21 protein-coding genes and 1 riboswitch are annotated in these 21,801 nt (G+C 57.3%); of the genes, 9 read left to right on the forward strand and 12 right to left on the reverse strand.

Annotation, left to right across the window (positions count from 1 at the left end; translation table 11 throughout):
* Positions 1-16: 16 nt before the first annotated feature.
* The 9 genes from GS646_RS16870 to GS646_RS16910 all read right to left on the reverse strand — a co-directional run bounded on the left by GS646_RS16870 (position 17) and on the right by GS646_RS16910 (position 7,827).
* Positions 17-982, reverse strand: coding sequence for a HesA/MoeB/ThiF family protein (locus tag GS646_RS16870; RefSeq protein WP_171648199.1), 966 nt, complete (start codon positions 980-982; stop codon positions 17-19).
* Positions 979-1,575 (reverse strand): thiamine phosphate synthase, encoded by a 597-nt coding sequence (locus GS646_RS16875; protein WP_171184597.1) that lies wholly within the window; start codon positions 1,573-1,575, stop codon positions 979-981. The genes GS646_RS16870 and GS646_RS16875 overlap by 4 nt, the downstream gene beginning before the upstream one ends.
* On the reverse strand, positions 1,572-2,336 hold the full coding sequence (locus tag GS646_RS16880; protein WP_171184599.1) for a thiazole synthase: 765 nt from the start codon (positions 2,334-2,336) through the stop codon (positions 1,572-1,574). Before GS646_RS16880 ends, GS646_RS16875 begins: the two co-directional genes overlap by 4 nt.
* A gap of 2 nt (positions 2,337-2,338) precedes the next feature.
* Positions 2,339-2,533 (reverse strand): sulfur carrier protein ThiS, encoded by a 195-nt coding sequence (thiS, locus tag GS646_RS16885; protein ID WP_171184601.1) that lies wholly within the window; start codon positions 2,531-2,533, stop codon positions 2,339-2,341.
* Positions 2,517-3,494 (reverse strand): glycine oxidase ThiO, encoded by a 978-nt coding sequence (gene thiO, locus GS646_RS16890; RefSeq protein ID WP_171184603.1) that lies wholly within the window; start codon positions 3,492-3,494, stop codon positions 2,517-2,519. The genes thiS and thiO overlap by 17 nt, the downstream gene beginning before the upstream one ends.
* Positions 3,491-4,294: a bifunctional hydroxymethylpyrimidine kinase/phosphomethylpyrimidine kinase gene (thiD, locus tag GS646_RS16895; RefSeq protein WP_171184605.1), complete on the reverse strand. Its 804-nt coding sequence runs from the start codon at positions 4,292-4,294 to the stop codon at positions 3,491-3,493. The genes thiO and thiD overlap by 4 nt, the downstream gene beginning before the upstream one ends.
* A 44-nt stretch (positions 4,295-4,338) precedes the next feature.
* Positions 4,339-4,445: riboswitch (TPP riboswitch) on the reverse strand.
* Positions 4,446-4,652: 207 nt separating this feature from the next.
* Positions 4,653-5,921 (reverse strand): ABC transporter permease subunit, encoded by a 1,269-nt coding sequence (locus tag GS646_RS16900; protein WP_171648197.1) that lies wholly within the window; start codon positions 5,919-5,921, stop codon positions 4,653-4,655.
* Complete coding sequence (locus tag GS646_RS16905) at positions 5,918-6,724, reverse strand: taurine ABC transporter ATP-binding protein (RefSeq protein ID WP_171092888.1); 807 nt, start codon at positions 6,722-6,724, stop codon at positions 5,918-5,920. Before GS646_RS16905 ends, GS646_RS16900 begins: the two co-directional genes overlap by 4 nt.
* 101 nt (positions 6,725-6,825) lie before the next feature.
* Entirely contained in the window at positions 6,826-7,827 is a 1,002-nt protein-coding gene (locus GS646_RS16910) for an ABC transporter substrate-binding protein (protein ID WP_171184608.1), read from the reverse strand.
* 291 nt (positions 7,828-8,118) lie between these two features.
* Here GS646_RS16910 and GS646_RS16915 point away from each other — a divergent pair, with 291 nt between their 5' ends.
* On the forward strand, positions 8,119-8,907 hold the full coding sequence (locus GS646_RS16915; RefSeq protein ID WP_171184610.1) for an IclR family transcriptional regulator: 789 nt from the start codon (positions 8,119-8,121) through the stop codon (positions 8,905-8,907).
* Positions 8,908-8,955: 48 nt separating this feature from the next.
* Positions 8,956-10,260 (forward strand): FAD-binding oxidoreductase, encoded by a 1,305-nt coding sequence (locus GS646_RS16920; RefSeq protein WP_171184612.1) that lies wholly within the window; start codon positions 8,956-8,958, stop codon positions 10,258-10,260.
* A gap of 75 nt (positions 10,261-10,335) precedes the next feature.
* Here GS646_RS16920 and dnaJ read toward each other — a convergent pair whose 3' ends face one another.
* A complete protein-coding gene (gene dnaJ, locus GS646_RS16925; RefSeq protein ID WP_171092880.1) occupies positions 10,336-11,484 on the reverse strand; it encodes a molecular chaperone DnaJ in 1,149 nt (382 codons plus the stop codon).
* Between the two features lie 74 nt (positions 11,485-11,558).
* Positions 11,559-13,466 (reverse strand): molecular chaperone DnaK, encoded by a 1,908-nt coding sequence (gene dnaK / locus GS646_RS16930; protein WP_171092878.1) that lies wholly within the window; start codon positions 13,464-13,466, stop codon positions 11,559-11,561.
* A 212-nt stretch (positions 13,467-13,678) separates the two neighbouring features.
* On the opposite strand from dnaK, the gene GS646_RS16935 reads away from it, so the two are divergent.
* Positions 13,679-14,281: an alpha-ketoglutarate-dependent dioxygenase AlkB gene (locus GS646_RS16935; RefSeq protein ID WP_171184614.1), complete on the forward strand. Its 603-nt coding sequence runs from the start codon at positions 13,679-13,681 to the stop codon at positions 14,279-14,281.
* Here GS646_RS16935 and GS646_RS16940 read toward each other — a convergent pair.
* Positions 14,278-15,102 carry an ABC transporter permease gene (locus GS646_RS16940; protein WP_171184616.1) on the reverse strand — a complete coding sequence of 275 codons (825 nt, stop codon included), beginning with the start codon at positions 15,100-15,102 and terminating at the stop codon, positions 14,278-14,280. The genes GS646_RS16935 and GS646_RS16940 overlap by 4 nt on opposite strands.
* Before the next feature lie 121 nt (positions 15,103-15,223).
* Between GS646_RS16940 and cysQ the strand changes: the two genes are divergently transcribed.
* The 6 genes from cysQ (at position 15,224) to GS646_RS16970 (ending at position 21,795) form a co-directional block, all read left to right on the forward strand.
* On the forward strand, positions 15,224-16,021 hold the full coding sequence (gene cysQ / locus GS646_RS16945; protein WP_171648195.1) for a 3'(2'),5'-bisphosphate nucleotidase CysQ: 798 nt from the start codon (positions 15,224-15,226) through the stop codon (positions 16,019-16,021).
* Complete coding sequence (locus GS646_RS16950; protein WP_171092871.1) at positions 16,021-16,821, forward strand: manno-octulosonate cytidylyltransferase; 801 nt, start codon at positions 16,021-16,023, stop codon at positions 16,819-16,821. The genes cysQ and GS646_RS16950 overlap by 1 nt, the downstream gene beginning before the upstream one ends.
* A 71-nt stretch (positions 16,822-16,892) precedes the next feature.
* Complete coding sequence (galE, locus tag GS646_RS16955) at positions 16,893-17,876, forward strand: UDP-glucose 4-epimerase GalE (RefSeq protein WP_171092869.1); 984 nt, start codon at positions 16,893-16,895, stop codon at positions 17,874-17,876.
* A gap of 7 nt (positions 17,877-17,883) precedes the next feature.
* Entirely contained in the window at positions 17,884-18,930 is a 1,047-nt protein-coding gene (locus GS646_RS16960) for a glycosyltransferase family 2 protein (RefSeq protein WP_171648193.1), read from the forward strand.
* Positions 18,931-19,111: 181 nt separating this feature from the next.
* Entirely contained in the window at positions 19,112-20,098 is a 987-nt protein-coding gene (locus tag GS646_RS16965) for a glycosyltransferase family 2 protein (protein WP_171184799.1), read from the forward strand.
* The gene (locus tag GS646_RS16970; RefSeq protein WP_171184624.1) at positions 20,095-21,795 is read left to right on the forward strand and encodes a beta-1,6-N-acetylglucosaminyltransferase; all 1,701 of its coding nucleotides are present in this window, start codon (positions 20,095-20,097) and stop codon (positions 21,793-21,795) included. Before GS646_RS16965 ends, GS646_RS16970 begins: the two co-directional genes overlap by 4 nt.
* Positions 21,796-21,801 lie beyond the last annotated feature (6 nt).

Raw genomic sequence — 21,801 nt, forward strand, 5'->3', positions numbered from 1 at the left:
CGCGTTTCCTTTTCACTCACGAGGTTGAGGCCGCGACAAGGACGATCTCGCCCGGCCAATCTGGTTGTAACTGTTCGGCGGCGCGCCAAGACCGCAGGCCCGTCGCGCAGCAAAGTGCAAGCCTTTTGCCTTTGTTAGGGTCTAACTTGTGAAGTTCATTCGGCAAAAAGCGAGCGGCGTTTGGATGGGTTGCAATCGGCGCTTCTTCGACACCGCGCAGCTCCACGATCTGGTCGGTATCCGTCAGTTGACTGGCAGAGAGGAACCGAAAGCACGTATTCGGCTCGGGTGCATCGTCAAACCGGAACCCAGTACTGCGCAGGGTACGCGCGTCATACTGCACCATCTGCCCCAAAGGTGACGGCTCCAACCCGAGGATCAGGTTCAGCACCATCTGCGCCTGCATCGCCCCGATCACGCCAACCACAGGACCCAGAACGCCCGCTGTCGCGCAACTGGCCCCACTGTCCGGCGCATCCGGGAACACAGCGCGCAGGGATGGCGCACCGCCACAGAACCCGCCGACATAGCCGGAAAGCCCCAGAACCGATGCGCTGATCAACGGTTTGTCTTGCTCCAGGCACGTGTCCGACAGGATATAGCTGGCCGCGTGACTGTCAGCGCAATCCAAAACGGCATCGGCTTGCGCGACCAGAGAGGCCGCATTTTCACTGGTAAGCGCGTGATTGAAGGCAACAACTTCAACCTCGGAATTCAACGCGCGGCACCGGTCGGCGGCCCGCTCTGCCTTGGGCTGTCCGCAATCGGCCTCAGCAAACAAGGTTTGCCGATGCAGATTCGACAGGTCCACGTTGTCACCATCTACAATCGTGATCTGCCCCAAACCAGCCCCGGCCAAAAGCGGAAGGACCGGCGCGGCCAACCCGCCCGCGCCAACCACGAGAACATGAGCCGAAGTCAGGCGACCCTGCCCTTCTTCGCCCACTTCTGGCAAAAGCGTCTGACGGGCATAGCGGCTCATCGCGTGGCCTCGATCCACGCGCGCACCCGCGCTTCGGGGTCAGCATTCAGAGTAATGTCCGTCACGGCCGAGACAATATCGGCCCCGGCCTCTATAACACCTGCCGCGCGCTCAACACTCATACCACCGATGCCCACCAAGGGAATGTCGCCAACGCGAGCCTTCCATTCGGTCACGCGGGGCAGGCCCTGTTGATGCCATTTCATCTTTTTCAGGATGGTTGGATAGACGGGCCCTAACGCCACATAGTCGGGATCCATGGCCAACACGCGCTCAAGCTCATCATCGTCATGGGTAGAAACGCCCAGCTTTAGACCCGCTTTTCGGATGGCTTTCAGATCTGCATCGTCCAGATCCTCTTGCCCCAGATGAACCCAGTCGCACCCCAGATCAATGGCATGTTGCCAGTAATCATTGATCACCAGAACCGACCCATGATCGCGGCACAAATCGCGCGAAGCCGCTATCTGGTCGCGCACCTCATCATCCGGCTGATCCTTGACGCGCAGCTGCACCAGCTTGATACCCAGCGGCAACATCCGTCGCAGCCAGTCCGAGTGATCGAAGATCGGATAAAAACGGTCCAGCGTCATGACAGGAATGCCTTTCCAACAACAGGGGTAGAAGGTTCAGCCATATCGCGCGCCTCGATCGGGTCAGCCTGATGGGCCAACTGCCCGGCCAGCGTCGCCTGCGCCATCGCTTTGGCCATCAGAACAGGATCCCCGGCGCGAGCCACGGCAGTGTTCAACAGCACGGCGTCATAGCCCAGCTCCATCGCGTGGGCCGCATGGCTGGGCAGGCCAATACCGGCATCGACCACCAGTGGAACGTCCGGAAACTCGGCCCGCATCGCGCGCAAGGCATATTCGTTGTTCAGACCACGCCCAGACCCAATCGGCGCGCCCCAAGGCATCAGCACCTCGCACCCTGCTTCCAGCAGGCGTTCGCCCACGATCAGATCATCGGTGGTATAGGGAAAAACCTGAAACCCGTCTTCAGTCAGGATGCGGGCGGCTTCGACCAACTGGAACACATCCGGTTGCAGGCTGTCGGTGTGTCCAATCAGTTCCAGCTTGATCCACGGGGTCTCAAACACCTCACGGGCCATATGGGCCGTGGTCACAGCCTCTTTCACTGTGTGGCAACCAGCGGTGTTGGGCAGGATCAGGACGCCCAGTTCCCGGATCATCTGCCAAAAGGTCTGCCCGGCACCGGATTCACGGCGCAAGGATACGGTTGCAACACCCGCACCACTGTCGCGGAAAGCCTGCTCCAAAATGGCCGGGCTGGGATACTGGGCCGTGCCGAGCATCAAAGGGTTGGGCAGTTCGGTTCCGTAGAAGGTCTTCATGCTCACCCTCCCTGCATCGGTGCAACAACTTCGACCCGGTCGCCATCGGCCAGTTCGTGCGCAATGCGTAGACTGGACGGCACGAAATCCTCGTTCACTGCGGTGGCAACGCGGCCAGTGAAGCCGCATTCGTCCAGCAGCTCGGCCAGGGTTTCGGCGCGTACGTCCCGCGCCTCTCCGTTAAGCACGATCTTCATCGACCATCTCCGAATGTGTGTTGTCCAACGCCAGATCCGCCACACCCTGCGCCAACGCCGGGGCCAGCAGGTAACCGTGTCGATAAAGCCCGTTGGCATAGATTGTCCTGCCCAAGCGGCGGATGCGGGGCAAATTATCGGGAAAGGCGGGGCGCAGGTCGACGCCGATTTCCAGCACCTCAGCCTCACCAAAGGCCGGGTTCAGGGCATAAGCCGCGCTGAGCAGTTCCAGCATGGACCGGGCCGTGATGCGGCTGCTGTCTTCGCTTTCGATCATGGTCGCACCCAGCATGTAGATGCCATCGCCCCTCGGCACGATGTAAAGCGGCATTCGAGGGTGCAACAGGCGCACAGGACGGTTCAGCGTCACGTCGGGGCAGCGTACGACCAGCATCTCGCCCTTCACGCCCCGCAGATCGTGAAGATATTCGCGCGCGTGCAAGCCGCGGCAGTCGATTGCGTTTCCAAGTTGTGCTGGGGCCAGTTTCCGGTGGAACTCCACCCCTTGATCTTTCAGACCTCGATAGAGGTCCTGCAACGCCTGACGGGGGTCAAGATGAGCTTCTTGGTCAAAGAACAGGCCCTTCCCAAACCCGTGTAGGTCAGGCTCTAACTCAGTGAGTTTCGCGCGATCTACATCAACAAACGCCTCAGTCCGGCGCGCAAACCTGCGCAGGTCGGGCAGGTCTCGTGTATTGGCGACAACCAGCGTACCGCACCGCTGTACCTGTGTGCGACCAGCCCACCAGTCGATTGCCTGCTGACCCAGTCTCAGCACCGGTTCTTCCGCGTTTTCATATTCACACCAGGGGGCCAGCATGCCCCCGGCCCACCACGAACACCCGTGCGGGCCAGGCGGGCCGCCGGGATCAAACACCTGCACCTTCGCGCCGCGCGACACCAGTTCGCTGGCGACGGCCAGACCGGCAACCCCGGCTCCTATGACAGACCAGACGGTCACTTGGGCCAGACCTGATGGAAATGATGCACCGGACCATGCCCGGAACCCACGTTCAGCTCATCTGCGCGTCCAATCGCGCCTTGCAGGTATTCATGCGCCTGCGCAGCGGCCTCCTTCAAAGGCAGACCCTTTGCTAAACCAGCGGCAATCGAGGATGACAAGGTGCATCCGGTCCCATGCGTGTTTTTGGTGTTCAGGCGCGGGGCCAGAAACTCTGCCACGATACCTGTCGGGTCGATCAGCAAATCATGACACACCTCGCCCGCACCATGACCGCCTTTCATCACCACAGCGCGCGCACCCAAGGCGCAAAGAGCCTGACCCTGAGCGGCCATCTCCTCGGGCGTTTCGGCCTCTTGTGCATCCAACAGGCAAGCGGCTTCGGGCAGATTTGGGGTCAAAACCGTCGCCATCGGCAACAGCATATCGCGCAAGGTTTGAATTGCCTCTTGCGCCAGCAAGGCGTCACCGGACTTGGCGATCATCACCGGGTCCAGAACAATGGGGCCTTGAAAGTCAGCCAGCCCCTTGGCAACGGATTGAATGATCTCGGGTGTAGCCAGCATACCGATCTTTACGGCTTTGACGTCCAGATCGCCCAGCACTGCGTGAATTTGCGCCTCGATCACGTCCAGAGGGATACCATGCACCGCTGTGACGGCCTGTGTGTTCTGTGCGGTGACAGCGGTGATCACGCTGGCCCCAAAAACACCAAGTGCTGACATGGCCTTCAGATCGGCCTGTATCCCGGCACCGCCGCCGCTGTCGGATCCCGCAATGGTCAAGGCAATTGCAGCCATGTCGTCGCTCCATCTTCTTTGGGCAACGATGTAGGAAAACTGTCTGCATTCATAAGACCGTTCCCTACGCCGGAATTGCCCGGATCAGGTTCGATGGGTTAGCGCAGCCGCGCCTCTCAGCCCTGCGATCAGGGCACCCCAACGGTTGGCGCAGACAATCTCAGCCGCCGACGCCAAACGCAAGAGCCAATTGGGCGTAATCAGCCTGCAAACTGGATATATCGCTGACCCGTTTTGTCACACGCATAGCAGGGCGGCAGGCGCACAATGAAAGAGGCGCGGCACCCGGGACCGGGAAACCGCGCCTTTTATCGGTCTAAAAGCAATCAGACGCGCGTTGACGTCTGATTCAAATCGATCAGCTTTTACCTTTCCAGGGCACCAGAACACGTTCGGCCCAGCGCATCAGCATGTCGATACCGAAGCCGATGACGCCAATCAGGATGATACCCATGATCACGATGTCGGTGTTCTGAAATTTCGAGGCAACCATGATCATCATGCCAGCCCCTTTTTCAGCAGCGACCAGTTCTGCAGCAACAACCGTGCCCCAGCAGACGCCCATCGCAACCCGCGCACCGGTGAAGATCTCGGGCAGCGAGTTGGGGATGATCACATAGCGCATCACCTGCCACTTTGACGCCCCAAGGGAATAGGCCGCGTGTACCTTCGAGATGTTCACGCCGGACACACCAGAACGGGCCGCAATCGCCATGATCCACAGCGCCGCCAGGAACAGCAGGATGATCTTGCCGCCCTCACCAATCCCGGCCCAGATGATCACCAGCGGGATCAAGGCCAGCGGCGGAACCGGGCGCATGAATTCGACGATCGGGTCGAACCATCCACGGAACCAGTTGGACAGGCCCATTGCATATCCCAACGGAATGCCCACAAGCGATCCCAGAAGGAAGCCCACGATCACGCGGAACAGCGAATAGCCCAGATGCTCCCAAAGGGTGAAGTTCCGGAAGCCTTCGCTGGCAATCTCGCCCAGCCGTTCGAAAACGTTTTCCGGTGCGGGCAGCCAGATCGGTTCCATCTGCCAGCCTTTGTCCGGGTCAATATTGAGTGTGCCACGCTGCGACATGACCACACGGCCGAAATCGGTGTTCACGACGCCACCCGGTTCAATCGGCTGACCATTCACAGCAACGATCTTGGCCCCCTCGTCGCGGCCGACCTCATCATTTCGGTCAAGACGGGCCAGTTTGCTGCGATAAGCCTGAACCACTACGGCATCGTCTTTGGCAAATCCGTCGCCGGGTGCGACCTCGGGTTCGTCCACCGGTGCGTCCGCAGGGTGTACAATTACCGTCACCGTGGCGTCATCGGTCTGACCATCTGCCGTTTCCACCGTGTAGGTGAACGTACCTTCTCCGACATACGGCCCCGGCGCGTGCAAGAACGACGGCAACAAGGCCGACCCGGTGAATGCGCCCCATAGCACGAAGATGGCGATGATTGAGATGATTGACGCCTTACGATCCGAGACAACGGCGCTTTCATCGCCAAAGGTGACCGTCTTTAGAGATGTGAAATCATGGCGGTCTGTGCCTGCAGTCACCAGTTTGACCACAAAGAAAGCGCCGATGAATATCGCGATATAGATCAGAATGGGGATCATTGCGCTGCCTCCGTCCGACCCATGATTTCTTCTTCCATGTCCCAGATCATGCCCAGAATCTCTTCGCGGTTGGTGGCGAAGTCAGGGTGTTTCTTGACCTCACGCAGATCCTGGTCGACGCCCATATCTGCGAAGGGAAGGCGATATTCCTTGTGAATGCGCCCCGGTCTAGGTGCCATCACCAACAGACGCTCACCCAGCAGCAGCGCCTCTTCGACAGAGTGGGTGATCAGGATGATAGTCTTGCCGGTCTCTTTCCAAAGTTTCAAAACCAGCGATTGCATTTTTTCACGGGTCAGCGCGTCCAGCGCACCCAGCGGTTCGTCCATCAGGATGACATCGGGGTCATTGGCCAGACATCGCGCCAGCGCCACACGCTGCTGCATCCCGCCAGACAATTCATAGATCGCCTTTTCCTTGAAGTCCTGAAGGCCCACGACCTCAAGCAGATGATCGACTTCGGCCGCGTATTGCGCTTCCTTCTGGCCCTTCATCCGGGGACCAAAACTTACATTGTCACGCACGCTCATCCATTCGAACAAAGCGCCTTTTTGAAACACCATGCCACGCTCGGCATCAGGGCCAGTGACCGTGTGGCCATTCATCACAATCTGCCCTTCGGTCGGGGCCAGAAAACCCGCAACGATGTTCAGCAGTGTGGTCTTGCCGCAGCCCGAGGGGCCCAGCACGCTCATCAACTCGCCTTCGTTCAGATGCAACGTGACATCTTTCAACGCCTGCACTGCCGTTCCATTGGGCAGGTCGAAGCGCATAGAGATGTTTTCGATGGATAAACCTGTCATATCCGTCTCTCTTTGATACAGGCGCCCTCACGCGCGGGCGGCGCGCCCAATTGCCGGGTCAGCACCGGCGGGCGCATCGAAATGCGCCACGCCGGACTCTGTTACTTGCCGTCGGCAATCGTCATCGGTTCAGTGTTGACCGAGTTGGCATAGCTGTCCAGCGCACCGTCGATGCTGCCGGCTTCGACAAACACGTCGGCCACACCCTTCATAAAGGTCTGCACATTGCCGCCCAGCCATTTCTCGGACAGCTGATCATCCATGCTGGGGAAGCCCATTGTCCCAATAGCGGCGCGTGCGCCATCAAGGTCCATGCCGGATTCCTTGGCAATAACCTCAAGCATCGCATCACCGCCGGCACCCGAGTTCCAGCGCTCGTTTGCATCTGCAGTTACCTGCAGGAACTGTGCGACCAGTTCCGGATTTTCCGAGATAAAGCTTTCCGGGGACGAGGTTACGTCGAACACAAGAATGCCCAGTTCTTCTTTCTCGGCACCAGTCAATAGAACGTTCCCGTGTTCTTTCATACGGGACAGACCGCCGCCATATCCGCAGGCGAAATCAACCGCGCCCTGGCTCAGGGCTGCCGCACCTTCAGGCGGGGCCATGTCGACAACTTCAAGGCTGGCCAAGTCGATTCCGAAATGATCCATCTGGCGCAGGAAGCCATAATGCGCAGCTGTACCCAGCGGAACAGCGACCTTTTTGCCCGCCAGTTCGCTGGCGTTTTCCTTGTCGATCTCCAGCGCTTCCGACACGACACAGTTGTCATTCTCGGAATACGTCACGGCGACATCAACCACCTGAATCGCCTGGCCGGCGGATGCGGCAACAACGAAAGGCGGAATGCCCTGGCTGACCGCAATCTGTACGTCGCCCGAAGCCATCGCCGCGCTCATCGCGGTGCCGGTTTCAAAACTCACCCAGTTGACCTTGAGGCCAAGCGCTTCGTCATAGGTTCCGTTGGCTTTGGCTTCCAGCATGGGCAGGGGCCATTCCAGGAAGTATGCGACTGTGATTTCTTCCAGATCCTGCGCAAGTACCGCATGGCTTGTCAGTGCAAGCACACTGGTCGCGGCGAGAGTAGCGAGTGTCTTCTTCATAGTATCCTCCGGTTGGGTCACTTTTTGTTTTCAGCGCGAACCGCCGTTTTATCTTTTGAGGGAGCGTTGGTTGCGTCTTGCGACACGGTGCCGAGTCTTTTGCACACCGCTTACCTTGAAGCCCTTCGCTCTATCGTGGTGCAGAACAGTTGTTCTGGAATAAAACACTAGAGAGTGCGCGTTCTTTCCGTCAACTGTTTATTGTTCAACTATACATAAACAAGCGCTCAAAAGCTTGAAATGAACAAAATCTCGTCGTAGTTCTGCAATGTAGTAGATGTGAGATCAGGTATGGCAAGACCCACAGACAGTTCCATCGTCGCAAAATGCGCAAGGATCATGGATGTCCTAACCCATGCGAAACGGCCGATGGTGTTTTCAGACATTGTCGCACAGACGGGCTTTGTCAAAAGTTCGTGCCATCGCGTCCTTGCCGTTCTGCAAAGCGAAGGTCTGGTCGAGTATGAGAAAACCGGCAGAACCTACAAACCCGGGCCGCGGTTTCAGGCATGGGCGCGTGCAGGGTTCCGCCACCCCGATCTTCAGCAAGTTGTCGCCGAACCCGTTGACCGCCTCAGCGAAGTGACCGGTATGAACATTGCGCTGTCCGTTCTGGATGGCGATACCATTCTGTACCTGCGAACGTCCAACCATGTCGCGATTCGATATGCTGCGCGAACAGGTGACCACGCGCCGCTACATTGCACCGCCGCAGGCAAGGTTTTCCTGGCGTTTATGACTGAAAAGCAGCGCAATTCCGTACTGGGGTCATCTGGGTTGGAAAAGTTCACCGAGTTCACCAGAACCCACCTGCCTGAGCTTGAAGCGGATCTTGATGTCGTTCGAAGCCAGGGTTACGCGATGGTCGTCAAAGAAGAGTTCCTGCAGGTCATGGGCATGTCCGTCCCGATCTGGAATGAACAGGGTAAAGTAGCCGCCTGCTTGTCAATGTGGACTTTGACGGCAGAAAACACACCTGACGAATTGCGCGCAAATCTCAACTTGCTGAAACAAACCGCCGCCGAGATCTGCGACCAGATCGGAGGTGAAGCACCCGAAAACTTCGGCTTGACGACCTGAGTTTTACTATCGAATAATGGAATAAATGTTCCGTAATGCGAGAGTAAAATGCTTGCAACGCCGCCCGCCGTGGCGACACGGCCAAATTCGCTTTGGGCAACCACGGCACCAAAGAAGCTCGACAGTCCGCAATTGTCCGGCGATCTGCGGGCGGATGTGGTCATCATAGGCGCTGGCTTTACTGGCCTGCGTGCAGCGCTGGCCCTTGCCGAAGCAGGAACGTCTGTTGTTGTGCTTGATGCCGGTGACGTCGGCTGGGGTGCTTCGGGTCGCACGGGCGGGCAGGTTAATCCGATGCTGCCCTTCAACTCGCCCAAAGACTTACGGCGTATGCTTGGACAGACATATTTTGAACGCCTGACCGAAGCGTCGCTGAATTCCGCAGACGAATTGTTTACCCTGATCGACACCTATCAAATCCCGTGCCAGGCCCGGCAAAAAGGGTGGTTGCGCGTGCTGCATAATGACCGGGCGTTGCGCAAGGCCGAGGCAGATGTGAAAGCCTGGAACGACTTTGGCGCAGGAATGGAGATTTTGCGCGGGGATGATCTGCGAATCGCATCAGGCACAACTGCCTATTCCAGTGGCGTCGTGACCCCACGCGGCGGCGCGGTACAGCCAATGATGCTGGCGCAAGGAGTCGCAGGTGCTGCCCAACAACGTGGCGTTTCAATTTTCGGAAACAGCGCTGTCACCTCGATGAACAAGGTAGGCGGCAAGTGGCAACTGCGCACGGATCACGGGTCGGTCACGTCCGACACTGTGACTGTTGCAACCAACGGCTATACCGGCCCGCTGGTGCCGAAACTACCCAACAGCATCTTACCCCTGACCCCGATTCAGATCGCAACAGACCCGTTGCCGGAAGACGTCATCGCTTCGATCCTGCCGCAGGGACACACGATCTCGGACAGCCGACGTATCATCATGTACGCACGGCGAGAGCCGGACAATCGGTTGGTTTACGGTGGGTTGGGGCGTGTGGATGGCGCAGGCAACTTGGGCGGTTTCGATTGGCTTCAACGAGACGCCGAACGCGTTTTCCCTCAGTTGAAAGGTGCCAATTGGTCCCATCGCTGGGGAGGGCGCATTGCGGTAACAGACGACCACCTGCCCCACCTGCATGAACCTCAGCCGGGTCTTTTAATCGGGCTAGGATACAACGGACGCGGCGTTGCCATGTCACATGTGATGGGCCGTGTTCTGGCAGAGCGTGCCTTGGGCGCTGACCCTGAGTCTTTGACCTTTCCAACAACCCCTGTGCGAACCATGTCCTATCGCCCGTTCAAGGTTGCAGGTTTGGGAACGGCGATCTGGTCGATGCGTTTGATGGATTGGCTGGAAACCAGATAGCGCCAAACGACACCGTGTCGTGTTGGTTTTCACAACTGCCAAAACGTAAAAGAGGCGGCAATCGCCGCCTCAGTCTCAGCCTTTCATTCCGTCCCAGAAGGATTTGACGGAAGAGAAAAAGCTTTTGGATTCCGGGTGGTTGTCTTCGCCCAGGTCCTCAAACTCACGCAGCAGCTCTTTCTGGCGGCTGGTCAGGTTGACCGGAGTTTCCACCGCCAGTTCGATGAACATGTCACCAACGCCACCACCACGCAGCGCGGGCATACCCTTGCCACGCAGGCGCATTTGGCGACCTGACTGACTGCCTGCCGGAATCTGGACACGCCCCCGTCCGCCATCAATGGTCGGCACTTCGATCGAACCGCCCAGCGCCGCCTTGGCCATGCTGACCGGAACCCGGCAATAGAGGTTTACGCTGTCGCGTTCGAACAGCTTGTGGTCAGAGACCTCGACAAAGATATAGAGATCGCCCGGAGGACCACCGCGCATCCCAGCTTCGCCCTCGCCAGCCAGCCGAATCCGTGTTCCGGTTTCAACACCAGCCGGGATATTGACGGACAAGGCACGGTCTTTTTCGACACGACCTGATCCCTGGCAGGATTTGCAGGGGTTCTTGATGATCTGACCCAGCCCTGAACATGTCGGGCAGGTGCGCTCGACCGTAAAGAAGCCCTGTTGCGCCCGCACCTTACCCATGCCTGAACAGGTGGGGCAGGTTGTCGGTTCAACGCCACCTTCAGCGCCGGTTCCGTCACAGGACGAACAGGCCACAGCGGTAGGGACGTTAATGGTTTTCTGCAGGCCCGAGAACGCCTCTTCCAGCGTCACGCGCAGATTGTAGCGCAGGTCTGATCCGCGCGCGGCACGACGCCCGCCGCCACCACCGCGTTGACCGCCCATGAAATCGCCGAACAGATCATCGAAAACGTCCGAGAACGCGCTGGAAAAGTCGCCCTGACCAAAGCCGCCGCCGGGACGCCCGCCGCCGCCCATGCCGTTTTCAAAAGCGGCATGGCCAAAACGGTCATAAGCGGCCTTGCGCTCGGCGTCCTTCAACACGTCATAGGCTTCGTTCGCTTCCTTGAACTGCGCCTCGGCATCCGGGTTGTCTTTGTTGCGGTCGGGATGCAACTCTTTGGCTTTCTTGCGAAAACCTTTTTTGATCTCGTCCGCCGATGCACCCTTGGCTACGCCGAGCACATCGTAATAGTCGCGTTTTGACATCAGTGTTTCCTTCTGCCTCAACGTAATCGGGCCGGCCCGGCGAGCGGACCGGCCCAGATTGGCCCGGTTACCCGTTACTTACGCTTGTCGTCGTCCAGATCTTCGAACTCGGCGTCGACAATGTCATCATCGCCCGGTGCGGCATCTGCGGCGGCAGGCTCATCTTCGCCCTCTTCGGCTTGCGCCTTGTAGATGGCTTCGCCCAGCTTCATGGCCGCTTCGGTGACGTTCTGGATGCCCGACTTGATCTTGTCGGCATTCTCGGTTTCCAACTCGTCCTTCAGTGCGGCAATCGCCAGCTCGATGGCTTCGATGGTGGTCGGGTCGACCTTGTCGGAATGCTCTTCCATCGACTTCTCGGTCGAGTGGATGAGGCTTTCCGCCTGGTTCTTTGCGTCGACCAGCTCGCGGCGTTCCTTGTCGGCTTCCGCGTTCTCTTCGGCGTCCTTGACCATCTTTTCGATATCCTCGTCGGACAGACCGCCCGAAGCCTGGATGGTGATCTTCTGCTCTTTGCCGGTGCCTTTGTCTTTGGCCGAAACCGAGACAATACCGTTGGCGTCGATGTCAAACGTCACCTCGATCTGAGGCATACCGCGCGGTGCCGGTGGGATGTCTTCGAGGTTGAACTGACCCAGGATCTTGTTGTCCGCAGCCATTTCACGCTCACCCTGGAACACGCGGATGGTCACGGCATTCTGGTTGTCCTCGGCGGTCGAGAAGACCTGAGACTTCTTGGTCGGGATCGTCGTGTTGCGGTCGATCAGGCGGGTGAACACGCCACCCAGCGTCTCGATGCCCAGCGACAGCGGGGTCACGTCCAGCAGAACAACGTCTTTGACGTCGCCTTGCAGAACACCGGCCTGAATGGCGGCGCCCATGGCAACCACTTCGTCCGGGTTCACACCCTTGTGCGGCTCTTTACCGAAGAACTTGGTGACCTCTTCGATCACTTTCGGCATCCGGGTCATACCACCGACCAGAACAACTTCGTCAACGTCAGCAGCCGACAGGCCGGCGTCTTTAAGAGCAGCGGCGCAAGGCTTCATCGACTTCTTGATCAGGTCCGCAACCAGCGATTCCAACTTGGCACGGGTCAGTTTCATGACCATGTGCAGCGGCTGACCGTTCGAACCCATCGAGATGAACGGCTGGTTGATTTCGGTCTGCGAGGTCGACGACAGTTCGATCTTGGCTTTTTCAGCAGCTTCTTTCAGACGCTGCAGCGCCATCTTGTCTTGGGACAGATCGACGCCGTGTTCCTTTTTGAACTCATCCGCCAGGTAGTTGACGATGCGCATGTCAAAGTCTTCACCACCCAGGAAGGTGTCACCGTTGGTCGACTTCACCTCGAACAGGCCGTCATCGATTTCCAGGATGGTCACGTCGAAGGTACCACCACCAAGGTCATACACCGCGATGGTTTGGGTTTCTTCCTTGTCCAGACCATAGGCCAGAGCAGCCGCTGTCGGTTCGTTGATGATCCGCAGCACTTCCAGACCAGCGATTTTACCGGCGTCTTTGGTGGCCTGACGTTGTGCGTCGTTGAAGTAGGCCGGTACGGTGATGACCGCTTGCGTGACTTCCTCACCCAGATAGCTTTCAGCCGTTTCCTTCATCTTACCCAGAGTGAAGGCCGAGATCTGGCTTGGAGAGTATTTTTCGCCGCGGGCTTCGACCCACGCGTCGCCGTTGCCGCCATCAACAATGGCATACGGCACCATTTTCTTGTCTTTTTCGACTTCAGCATCATCCACGCGACGACCGATCAGACGCTTGACGCCAAAGATCGTGTTGTCGGGGTTGGTGACCGCCTGACGTTTTGCAGGCTGACCGACCAGTCGCTCATCTTCGGTGAAGGCGACGATCGAGGGCGTGGTCCGCGCCCCTTCAGCGTTTTCGATGACCTTCGGCTGCGAGCCGTCCATGATGGCCACACACGAGTTGGTGGTACCGAGGTCAATCCCGATTACTTTTCCCATTTTTGCAATCCCTTTCTCTTCAAGGCGATGTCCCGAGAACCGGACCCGTTACGGCATCCTGTCCCCGATCTGATGTGCGCGACAGCACTACCATCGCGCGTCCCGGCGTATATAAGGGCCAGACCAAGGGCCTGCAAGCACCGTAAAAGGCAGGTTTTCGGGAATCTGTGGCCTTTTTTGGCAAGGATTTGGAAAGGATTGGGGTTTCCGGAATGGCGCGGCTGGTTTTGCGTGGGTTCGATATCAGAAAAGGCTATCTGGATCCTGCCGCTCAGACGCAGGTCATTGCCGATTTGCGACCGATTCTGAAAGCGGCACCCTTGTTTCGCCCCGTTACGCCTTCGGGCAAAGAAATGTCGGTGCGTATGACATCGGCCGGGGATTTGGGTTGGGTGACAGACAAGGCAGGCTATCGCTATCAGGAACAGCATCCCAAGGGCGGAGTTTGGCCCGGCATTCCCGACAGTATTTTGGGTATCTGGCATGACTTGGTCAGTACGGAACGTGAACCGGATTGCTGTTTGGTCAATTACTATGGCGAAGGCGCAAAGATGGGCCTGCATCAGGACAAGGACGAGGCTGATTTTTCCTGGCCCGTGTTGTCAGTTTCTCTGGGCGATGACGCCCTGTTTCGCATTGGCAACACGACCCGCGGCGGCAAGACCGAGTCGATCTGGCTGAGCTCGGGGGATGTGGTCGTTATGGGTGGGCCCGCACGGTTGGCATATCACGGGGTGGACCGGATCAGGTTCGGATCGTCGCGCTTATTGCCCAAGGGCGGGCGGATCAATCTGACATTGCGGGTGGCGCGTTAACGGCGGGCGTTCCAGCTTTGCGAAACATGCTGGCGCGTAAAGAACTCACCCATCAATCCGATCATCAAAAGGGCGATCCCAACCCACACCGCGTACTCCCAACTGGTATTACGGGTGAAGTAGTTGCGGAAAATGAAGCCGCGACATTGATCGATGATGTGGAAAAGCGGATTCCACGCAAACATCATCAACAACCAACCACCCATAGTGTTTGCGACAAACATCTTTCCCGAGAAAATCATGTTCATCCGCCGATAAATATTCGTCAGCATGGAAACAGTTTTCGGGAACCAGGGCTTGATGGCCATGAACACAAGTCCGATCGCGCACCCCGTAAACCACGCCAGCAGCACCATACCAAAGGCGCCACCAGGGTTCTCAATCTCTAACGGAGCGACCGCGACACTGTATATGAACAGAAGGACGAACATCGCCATCACCTGCTTGTACAGAGTGCTGAAAGCGGCCGATAAGATCAGAACCATTACGTTCATTGGTGAATGCAGCGTCATTGGGTTGTTGGCAGCACCAACCCCCGAGATTGCCCCAATCGACTGTATGTGGATCATGAATGGAAAGACGCCGGACAAGATATACAGCAGGAATTCACCCCTGATCTTGGCAATGCCACCCCGGCCCATCAGCGTTATGAGCAGGTAGAACACCATGCACATCACAACCAGCTGCACGATGTTCATCAGAATTGCGATCACCGCATTCGGATGTTGCGAGCGTACGTTCCTGACGACTGCATGGAACACCAGTTCAGCAGTTGTAAACGCGCCGCCCAGCAGCGATTGATTACGCTTGAAGTAATACACTCGAAGGTCTTTCCTGCCTCGCCGCCCTCAATCTGGCATGAATATCTTGCCGTTCCGTAACCGCCGCATCATAAGTCGGTCATGAGTTTGGATCAACAAACCACAGGAACGGAGCATTTTTGTGACTTACGACGCGCTTATCCCGGTCATCCGACGTCTGGCCCTAGAAGCAGGTGACAAGATCATGGAGATCTATGAGGCGGATGATTTTGATGTCAAAGTCAAATCGGACTCCAGCCCGGTAACCGAAGCGGATGAGGCTGCGGACGCATTGATCTCCGCCGGTTTGCGCGCAGCTTTCCCAGACATCCTGCTGGTTACTGAAGAGCAGGCCGCGTCACACTCGGAAAAAGGCGATACTTTTCTGATTGTGGATCCACTGGATGGCACCAAGGAATTCATCAACCGCCGTGGTGATTTTACCGTCAACATTGCGCTGGTTGAAAATGGCACGCCAACGCGTGGCGTGGTGTATGCGCCAGCACGGGGGCGTATGTTCTATACGCAAGCTGACGGCCGGTCGGTCGAGGAAACAGGCGCGTTTGACAAGGACACACCCGGTGTGCTGACTGAAATATCAGTCTCTAAACCGGACAATTCTGCACTTTTTCTGGTGGCTTCGAAATCCCACAGGGATCAGGCGACCGAGGACTACATCAACAAATACCAGACCAAGGACAGCAAAAGCGCCGGGTCGTCTCTCAAGTTCTGCCTGGTGGCGACAGGTGAGGCGGATGTCTACCCGCGCGTTGGGCGCACAATGGAATGGGACACCGCAGCGGGCCACGCGGTTTTGGCTGGCGCCGGTGGCCGGGTTGTGCGTTTTGACGACCATTCGCCGCTGCTCTATGGCAAAGAAGGATATGCCAACCCGTTTTTTATCGCCTACGCTCCGGGTGTTGAACTGAAGGAAGCCTGATGTCTGTTCTGATTGCCATCCCTGCCCGATACGCTTCGACCCGCTATCCGGGCAAACCATTGGTGCCGCTATCTGGTGCCACAGGTACGGCTATGACGTTGATCGAACGGTCCTGGCGTGCGGCCAAGTCTGTGTCGGGCGTTGATCGGGTGGTCGTTGCAACGGACGACGACCGTATCCGCGAGGTCTCGGAGGGGTTTGGAGCCGAAGTGGTCATGACCTCTGAGAATTGTCAGAATGGCACCGAACGTTGTGCCGAAGCGCATGAAATTCTGGGGGGTGGGCATGATATCGTGGTCAACCTGCAAGGCGATGCACCGCTGACGCCGCACTGGTTTGTCGAAGACCTGATCGCAGGTTTGCGCGCCGCACCAGATGCCGGTGTTGCGACACCCGTTCTGCGCTGCGACGGCGACGCGCTGAACAGTCTGCTGAACGACCGTAAGCATGACCGTGTTGGTGGGACAACGGCCGTATTCGGGCGCGATCACAGCGCGATGTATTTCTCGAAAGAGGTCGTACCGTTTACATCGCAGATCTATGCGGGCGACGAACCGACCCCAGTGTTTCATCACGTGGGTGTATATGCTTATCGGCCCGATGCGCTTGCGGCATATCCAGGCTGGCCCACTGGCCCCCTGGAACAACTGGAAGGGCTGGAGCAACTCAGGTTCATGGAGAACGGCCGCAAGGTCCTATGTGTCGAGGTCGAAGCCAAAGGGCGCCAGTTCTGGGAGCTGAACAACCCGCAGGACGTGCCCAAAATTGAAGAGATGATGGCGGCGATGGGGCTGGAGTAACCAATTTTCCCCATGACATCCGGCGGCCCCCACATCTTTTATACAAGCAATTTGGTTCCAAAGGACGCACAATGACAACTATCCTCGTAACTGGCGGCGCCGGGTATATCGGCTCGCACGCGTGCAAGGCGCTGGCGAAGGCAGGCTACGTCCCGGTGACCTACGACAACCTGGTCACAGGTTGGCAGGATGCGGTGAAATACGGACCGTTTGAGCAAGGCGACCTGCTGGACCGGGACCGTCTGGATCAGGTGTTTGCCAAACACAAACCAGCCGCGGTAATGCACTTTGCGGCCCTCAGCCAAGTGGGTGACGCAATGCGCCAGCCCGGGCTGTATTGGTCAAACAACGTCACGGGTTCGTTGACCTTGATCGAAGCTGCGGTTGCAGCCGGGTGCCTGGATTTCGTGTTCTCATCCACATGCGCCACCTATGGCGAGCATGACAACGTGGTTCTGGATGAATCCACTGCGCAGTATCCTCTGAACGCCTATGGTGCCTCAAAACGCGCAATCGAGGACATTCTGAATGATTTCGAAGCGGCCCACGGCCTGCGCCATGTCATCTTTCGCTATTTCAATGTCGCCGGGGCAGACCCGGAAGGAGAGGTGGGCGAATTCCACCGACCCGAGACCCACCTGATCCCCCTGATGCTGGATGCGATTGACGGAAAGCGTGAGGGCCTGACCGTCTTTGGCACCGATTACGACACACCCGACGGCACATGTATCCGCGACTATGTACATGTCTGCGATCTGGTCGACGCGCATGTGCTGGGATTGGACTGGCTGGAACAAGGCAAGGAAAGCCGTGTCTTCAACCTGGGCACCGGATCGGGATTTTCCGTGCTTGAGGTGATCGAGCAATCCAAATCTGTCACAAATCGCCCCGTGCCTTATTCAACCGGGCCGCGTCGGGCGGGCGATTGCACCAAGCTGGTCTCGGGCTCTGTGCGGGCCGAAACCGAACTGGGATGGACGCCAAAACGCTCAACGTTAGAGACGATGATAGCGGACGCCTGGCGCTGGCATCAGAACGGCCATTACGAAAAATGAGCCGTCCGTGACCTCCGACTCCCTGCAGAACCTGCCCCTGATCAGTTGGCGGCAAAAGTATCTGCTGCGTTGGAAACGTCGACGGCTGCTGTGGCGGTCCTTGCGCAGTCGGCACCAATTGGCGTGCCTGAAAGACCAAACCCGCGAAATCCACGCGGGCGATGTGCTGGCCTTTATCACCTTGCGCAACGAGATTACCCGCCTGCCCTGGTTCTTTCGTCACTATCGTCAATTGGGTGTGCGTCATTTTCTGATCGTCGACAACGGCAGCGATGACGGTTCCACTGAGCTTTTGCTGGATCAACCAGATGTATCTGTCTGGCAAACCTACTCCAGTTATCGGGGATCTCGGTTTGGACTGGATTGGCTAACCTGGCTTCAGATGCGATATGGGCACAATCACTGGTGTCTGATGGTCGATGCGGATGAACTGTTGATTTATTCCCAGTGCGATACCCGGCCCCTGCAGGATTTGACGGCCTGGTTGGACCAACAAGGCCGGGTGGGTTTTGGCGCGTTGATGCTGGACCTCTATCCCAAAGGTCCGTTGGGCCGTGACACCTATGATCCAGATACCGACCCAACAAATCTGCTGTGTTGGTTCGATGCCGGCCCCTATCGCGCCCAAAGACAAAGCCCGATGGGCAATCTTTGGGTTCAGGGTGGGGTTCGGGAACGGATGTTTTTCAGCACGACCCGGCAACGGTCACCGACACTGAACAAACTCCCCCTGATGCGCTGGTCGCGACGCTATGCATATGTGAACTCATGCCATTCCGCCCTGCCGCGCCACCTGAACAACGCGTATGACGGGCCGGGCGGTTCGGCGCCTTCTGGGGTGTTGCTTCACACGAAATTCCTGCCCGGGGTTGTTGAAAAGTCCAGATCCGAAAAGCGACGACGCCAGCACTTTCATGATCCGAACCAATTCGGCGCGTATTATGACGGCATCCTTAATCAACCGGACATGTGGACACCACAATCGGTGCAATACACTGGCTGGGCACAGTTGCAAGGATTGGGGCTAATGTCAGATCAAGGCTGGGTCCGGTAATGAAAACGCATCGGTCAACGACACGTTTACCTTTACTGGGTTCTAAATTGTTGCCTCAGAAGATGCAAAAGTGGCATAAACCGGTAATGCCTTGTCGTGCCACCAACAAAGACGAGGTCGGGGAAAGCTCGCGTTATAAAAAGGGTTGGGCAGTCACGTGAGCCTGTTTGAGTCCTACAAAATGAGATTGCGGCGCAAGCGCCGTATTTTGCGTTGCCTCAGGCGACGCCGTGAACTCAAACCTGCCAGCGTCAACACATCAGCAATTCGGCGCGACGACATCCTGTTGATGAGCGTTATCCGCAACGAAAAAATCCGCCTGCCCTTTTTTCTGGAATATTACCGCAAGCTTGGCATCGACCACTTTCTGTTCGTCGACAACAACAGCGATGACGGAAGCTTTGAGTTCCTGAAAGAACAGGCCGACGTGTCGGTTTGGCGGACAACAACCAGTTACAAACGCGCGGGATATGGTCTGGACTGGTCAAACTATATCCTGCGCAAATACGCCCATGGTCATTGGGTTCTGACCGTCGATCCAGACGAGTTCTTCATCTATCCGTATTGCGATACCCGCCCGATCCGTGCCTTGACGGATTGGCTGGATGGCAGCGCCGTGCGCAGTTTTGGAACCATGTTGATCGACATGTACCCTGAAGGTCCTGTCGATGCCGAACCCTACCGAGAAGGTCAGGACCCGTTCGAAATCGCGCGTTGGTTCGATCCCGGGAACTACATGATCACCAAAAACCCGGATTACAAAAACCTTTGGATTCAAGGTGGCCCCAGGGCGCGCGTGTTTTTCCGAGAAAACCCATCCAAGGCTCCGGCGTTGAACAAGATTCCCTTGGTCAAATGGGATCGGCGGTATGTCTATGTCAGCTCGACACATTCACTTTTACCCCGTGGATTGAACCAGGTTTATGACGAATGGGGCGGAGAAAAAGCCAGCGGGTCCCTGCTTCATGCCAAACTGATCAACACCCTTGGCGACAAGGCACGCGAGGAACTGGAACGTGGTCAGCATTATCGCGGTTCGGGTGAATACAAAGCCTACGCTGCGCAGCTAGAGGAAAAGCCGGTTTTCTGGTGCGAATGGTCCGAGGCATACATAAACTGGAGGCAACTTGAGATTCTGGGCCTGATGTCCAAGGGAAACTGGGCATGAGCGGTCTGGGCATCGTCATGTTGGTCCATACTTCGCTGGACCGAGCGGAACAGGTGGCGCGTCACTGGACGGCCGCAGGATGCCCGGTCGTGATCCATGTGGACCGCAAAGTAGCCGACGGTGTCTATACGCGCTTTAAAGCGTCCTGCTCGAACGATCCCAAGATTGTGTTTTCTGAACGCCACAAGTGCGATTGGGGGGGATGGGGCATCGTTGCCGCCTCACAAAGCGCATCCGAGGTGATGCTGGACCAATTCCCAGACGTACGGCATGTGTTTCTGTCCTCAGGGGCCTGCCTGCCGTTGCGGCCCGTTCAGGAACTGATCGATTACCTGGCCGACCGACCCCGTGTTGATTTTATCGAGAGCGCGACAACATCCGACGTCAGCTGGACGATTGGAGGGCTGGACCATGAGCGATTTACCCTGAGGTTCCCGTTTTCCTGGCGCAAACAACGCAAGCTTTTTGACGCTTACGTCAGGCTGCAACGTGCGGTGGGGTATCGCAGGCGCATTCCCGACGGGTTGGTGCCACATATGGGCAGCCAGTGGTGGTGCCTTACCCGCCAAACGCTGTCGGCTATTCTTCAGGACCCCAAGCGCAAGCAGTATGACCTGTATTTCCGTCATGTTTGGATCCCGGACGAAAGCTATTTCCAAACCCTGGCCCGGCAGTATTCCACACATATAGAAAGCCGGTCCTTAACCCTTTCCAAGTTCGACTATCAGGGCCGCCCGCATATTTTCTACGACGACCACCTCCAATTGTTGCGACGCTCGGATTGCTTTGTCGCCCGCAAAATCTGGCCTCAGGCAGAGCGGTTGTATCAGGCGTTTCTGACGGACCAGACCAGCGCTATGAAACCGGCAGAACCCAACCCCGGCAAGATTGATCGCATATTCTCGAAAGCCGTTGAAAGACGAACACGTGGGCGCGACGGACTGTATATGCAAAGCCGCTTTCCACGACATGGCAGCGAAAACGGCCTGACATCTTCGCCCTATTCCGTGTTTCAGGGTTTTTCTGAATTGTTTGAGGATTTCGAAACCTGGCTAGCAACGGCCACAGGCACAAAGGTCCATGGCCATCTGTTTGGACCCGACCGGGCCGAATTTGCACAGGGCGAAACCATAACAAACGGGGCCCTAAGCGATTGCGCATCGTTGCGCGACTATAACCCCACAGCTTTCCTGTCTAGTTTGATCTGGAACACGCGGGGTGAACGGCAGTGTTTTCAGTTCAGCCCTCGGGACACACAGGAAATCAACTGGCTTCTCGCACGTGACAAGAATGCTCAGATTTCGATTATCACTGGGGCGTGGGCAATTCCACTGTTTCGGTCAAACCTGAACTTTTCGGAAATCCGATGTGAAGCCGCGCGGTTGCAGCAGATTGAAACCAAACAGCTTGAGGTGATGACCTCGGTCTGGACCAAAGCCCGTATGCGCAACTGGACTTTGGCTGATTTCATTGAATCGCCGATGGATCCGTTGCAGACGATCCTGGACGAGATCGGTGCAAATCAGGCCAGCCACCTGACAGAAGTGCCCACCATGGTTGACTTGTCCGGGTTCGGAAAGTTCCTGCAAAACCTCAAGAACCAGGGCATGCATCCTTATCTAATGGGAGATTTCCCATCCGACGATGTGTTTGGTCGGCAAACAAAACCTTTCCGCAAACCCTATCTGGTGCAGTGACGGTCG

Origin of the sequence: Ruegeria sp. HKCCD4315, assembly GCF_013112245.1 — a bacterium.
Classification (GTDB): Bacteria; Pseudomonadota; Alphaproteobacteria; order Rhodobacterales; family Rhodobacteraceae; genus Ruegeria.

Bases quoted from the DNA above. Each gene is read 5' to 3' on its own strand.
- dnaK (WP_171092878.1), bottom strand. From the start codon at position 13,466: ATGGGAAAAGTAATCGGGATTGACCTCGGTACCACCAACTCGTGTGTG.
- GS646_RS16935 (WP_171184614.1), top strand. From the start codon at position 13,679: ATGGCGCGGCTGGTTTTGCGTGGGTTCGATATCAGAAAAGGCTATCTG.
- GS646_RS16915 (WP_171184610.1), top strand. From the start codon at position 8,119: ATGGCAAGACCCACAGACAGTTCCATCGTCGCAAAATGCGCAAGGATC.
- GS646_RS16880 (WP_171184599.1), bottom strand. From the start codon at position 2,336: ATGAAGACCTTCTACGGAACCGAACTGCCCAACCCTTTGATGCTCGGC.
- GS646_RS16875 (WP_171184597.1), bottom strand. From the start codon at position 1,575: ATGACGCTGGACCGTTTTTATCCGATCTTCGATCACTCGGACTGGCTG.
- thiS (WP_171184601.1), bottom strand. From the start codon at position 2,533: ATGAAGATCGTGCTTAACGGAGAGGCGCGGGACGTACGCGCCGAAACC.
- GS646_RS16905 (WP_171092888.1), bottom strand. From the start codon at position 6,724: ATGACAGGTTTATCCATCGAAAACATCTCTATGCGCTTCGACCTGCCC.
- GS646_RS16920 (WP_171184612.1), top strand. From the start codon at position 8,956: ATGCTTGCAACGCCGCCCGCCGTGGCGACACGGCCAAATTCGCTTTGG.
- GS646_RS16910 (WP_171184608.1), bottom strand. From the start codon at position 7,827: ATGAAGAAGACACTCGCTACTCTCGCCGCGACCAGTGTGCTTGCACTG.
- GS646_RS16970 (WP_171184624.1), top strand. From the start codon at position 20,095: ATGAGCGGTCTGGGCATCGTCATGTTGGTCCATACTTCGCTGGACCGA.
- GS646_RS16950 (WP_171092871.1), top strand. From the start codon at position 16,021: ATGTCTGTTCTGATTGCCATCCCTGCCCGATACGCTTCGACCCGCTAT.
- thiD (WP_171184605.1), bottom strand. From the start codon at position 4,294: ATGGCTGCAATTGCCTTGACCATTGCGGGATCCGACAGCGGCGGCGGT.
- dnaJ (WP_171092880.1), bottom strand. From the start codon at position 11,484: ATGTCAAAACGCGACTATTACGATGTGCTCGGCGTAGCCAAGGGTGCA.
- GS646_RS16870 (WP_171648199.1), bottom strand. From the start codon at position 982: ATGAGCCGCTATGCCCGTCAGACGCTTTTGCCAGAAGTGGGCGAAGAA.
- GS646_RS16965 (WP_171184799.1), top strand. From the start codon at position 19,112: ATGAGATTGCGGCGCAAGCGCCGTATTTTGCGTTGCCTCAGGCGACGC.
- GS646_RS16900 (WP_171648197.1), bottom strand. From the start codon at position 5,921: ATGATCCCCATTCTGATCTATATCGCGATATTCATCGGCGCTTTCTTT.
- galE (WP_171092869.1), top strand. From the start codon at position 16,893: ATGACAACTATCCTCGTAACTGGCGGCGCCGGGTATATCGGCTCGCAC.